The 2530-nt window shown below is 64.9% G+C and carries 3 protein-coding genes; 2 read left to right on the top strand and 1 reads right to left on the bottom strand.

What is annotated here, in order from left to right:
- Positions 1-1007, top strand: a 1007-nt coding sequence (locus tag EOA29_RS32760; RefSeq protein WP_127222165.1) for a citrate synthase, incomplete at its 5' end; no start/stop codon positions are given.
- A 202-nt stretch (positions 1008-1209) separates the two neighbouring features.
- On the opposite strand, the gene phaR is transcribed toward EOA29_RS32760, so the two are convergent.
- Positions 1210-1803, bottom strand: coding sequence for a polyhydroxyalkanoate synthesis repressor PhaR (gene phaR / locus EOA29_RS32755; protein ID WP_126091477.1), 594 nt, complete (start codon positions 1801-1803; stop codon positions 1210-1212).
- Positions 1804-2107: 304 nt separating this feature from the next.
- On the opposite strand from phaR, the gene EOA29_RS32750 reads away from it, so the two are divergent.
- Positions 2108-2530: beta-ketoacyl synthase N-terminal-like domain-containing protein (locus EOA29_RS32750; protein ID WP_281061123.1), on the top strand; the 423-nt coding region annotated here is incomplete at its 3' end.

Below are 2530 nucleotides of genomic sequence, written 5' to 3'. Positions count from 1 at the left end.
CCCCCCGCCGGGCGCGCGGACGCAGCCCGCAGGCGATCGCCGAGAGCGCCATCGCCTGGGGCGAACCCGCCATCACCACCGCAATCTCGACGGTTCTGCATGGCCGCCTCGTCTATCGCGGCAAGGATGCCGCAGCGCTTGCGGCGACGGCGACGCTGGAGGAAACCGCTGGCCTGCTTTGGGCCTCCGACGCTTCGGTCTCCTTCGCTTCGTTGACCCCTTCGACCGCTCGGCAGAGCGGCACCCCGACGGCTTTTGCGAGGCTCTCGGCGCTTGCGGCCGAAGGCCGGCCCTCGCTCGGCCGCAGGCCGGCCATGCTGCAGCAGGACGGCACAAGCGCCACCAGCGTCCTTGCGACGGCGCTCGGTGCAGCCCCGGGTTCGGAACCTGTACACGAAAGGCTTGCCCGCGGCTGGTCGGTCAACGACGCCGGCGCCGATCTCATCCGCAAGGCGCTGGTGCTGCTCGCCGATCACGAGCTCAACGCCTCGACCTTCGCCGCGCGCGTCGCGGCCTCCACCGGCGCGCCGATCGCGGCCTGCCTGCTTGCCGGCCTCGCCACCCTTACCGGCCCGCGCCATGGCAGCGCGGGCGCCGCGGCGATCGCCCTTGTCGAGGATGCCGAGCGGCTGGGCCCGGACGAGGCGATTTCGCGCTGGCTCGCCCACGACCGGCCGCTGCCCGGCTTCGGCCACCAGCTCTATCCCGAAGGCGATCCGCGCGCCGAAGCTATGTTTTCCGGGTTCAAGATCGACGCCGGGCTGTTGCGTTTGCGCGATGCTGCCTTGGCCGCGACCGGCATGCCTCCGAACATCGATTTTGCCCTGGCTGCGCTGACGCGAGGCCTTCGGCTACCTGCCGACGCACCCTTCCGCCTGTTCGCGCTCGGGCGCAGCGTCGGCTGGACGGCACATGCCATCGAGCAGGTGACGAGCAACAGGCCGATCAGGCCCCGCGCCCGCTATAACGGGCCTGCGGGGATGAAGGGGACCGATGGCAACATTTAGCGCCTCACCGTCAGGATGAAGCGCGCCAGGTTGTGTTGAGATTCAGGTCAGGCCGAGTCGAAAATAGTGGCTTTCGAGAACCGGCCTACGCCGGCCGTAGCCTTAACTACCACGCCACTCTCATGAATGCTTCGGCCGGCGAAGGCCGGAAGCGCAGAAAGCCGCTATTTGCAGACCGGCCTCACCTGAATATCAACGCAACCTACGACATGGTGTCGAGCTTGCGCTGCATGGCGGCGATCTGCGCCTTCAATTCCTGCAGATCGTCGGATTTCTCTTCCTTCTTCGGCGGCTCGGTGGGCGCCGCGGAATTGGAGCCGGCCGTTGGGAACGGCGTGAACATGCGCATCGCGTTCTGGAACATCTCGACGTTGCGGCGCGTCTGCTCTTCCAGCGCCTTCATCGGCGTCTTCATCATGTCCATCGGCGCCTTGCCGAAAGCGCCCTTCATCTGCTCGCGAAACCGCTCCTGCTCCTTGGAGAAGGCGATCATCGATTGCTCGAGGAAGCTCGGCACGATCATCTGCATCTGATCGCCGTAGAAGGCGATAAGCTGGCGCAGGAACGGGATCGGCAGCATGTTCTGCCCGTCCTTGTTCTCCAGCTCGAAGATGATCTGGGTGAGCACCGGATGCGTGATGTCGTCGCCGGTCTTGGCGTCCTGAACCGTGAACTCCTCGCCTTTCTTGACCATATCGGCCAAGTCCTCGAGCGTCACATAGGTGCTGGTGCCGGTGTTGTAGAGCCGGCGGTTGGCATATTTCTTGATGACGATCGGGTCGTCTTTTGCGGCCATCCGTATCCTCCCCAGGATACCGGCGCGTTCTGAGCAAGCGGCCGGTAACGATTGCGCCATGTATCGAGGATATGCGCAAAAGCGTCACAATTCCAAGCGCTTTGTGCAGTGCGGCATCATTTAGTGTCTGATGGCCGTGGCAAATTATGCTGCGCAGCGAACGCAATGCGGTGACGATCCGCCCGCGGTGTGCTTGCCGCGCATGGCCGCCATGCCCATTTCCGGTTTGACTTGAGGGTTCGAACGGGCAAGAAAAGTCTTTAACAATACCTAAAACACGACAGCTCGAAGTCTGGAGAAGAAAATGTCCGCTTCCAATTCAATCGTCGTCGCCAGCGCCGCCCGCACCGCGGTCGGCTCCTTCAACGGCAGTTTCGCCGCAACGCCTGCGCACGAGCTCGGCGCCGTGGTCATCAAGGAACTGCTCACGCGGGCCAAAGTCGCGCCCTCGGAGGTCGACGAGGTCATCCTCGGCCAGGTGCTGACCGCGGCCCAGGGACAGAACCCGGCCCGCCAGGCTTCGATCAATGCCGGCCTGCCGAAGGAGACCACCGCCTGGGGCCTCAACCAGGTTTGCGGCTCGGGCCTCAGGGCGATCGCGCTCGGCATGCAGCAGATCGCCACGGGCGACGCCAAGGTGATCGTTGCCGGCGGCCAGGAATCGATGTCGCTCTCACCGCACGCCCAGCACCTGCGCGCCGGCGTCAAGATGGGCGACTACAAGATG

The sequence above is a fragment of the Mesorhizobium sp. M1E.F.Ca.ET.063.01.1.1 genome, assembly GCF_003998155.1.
In the GTDB taxonomy this organism is placed as follows: Bacteria; Pseudomonadota; Alphaproteobacteria; order Rhizobiales; family Rhizobiaceae; genus Mesorhizobium.
Note: the sequence above shows the minus strand (reverse complement) of the source record. Positions and strands in the feature narration are given on the sequence as shown.

Coding starts and splice junctions, on each gene's coding strand:
- phaR (WP_126091477.1), bottom strand. CDS start 1,803: ATGGCCGCAAAAGACGACCCGATCGTCATCAAGAAATATGCCAACCGC.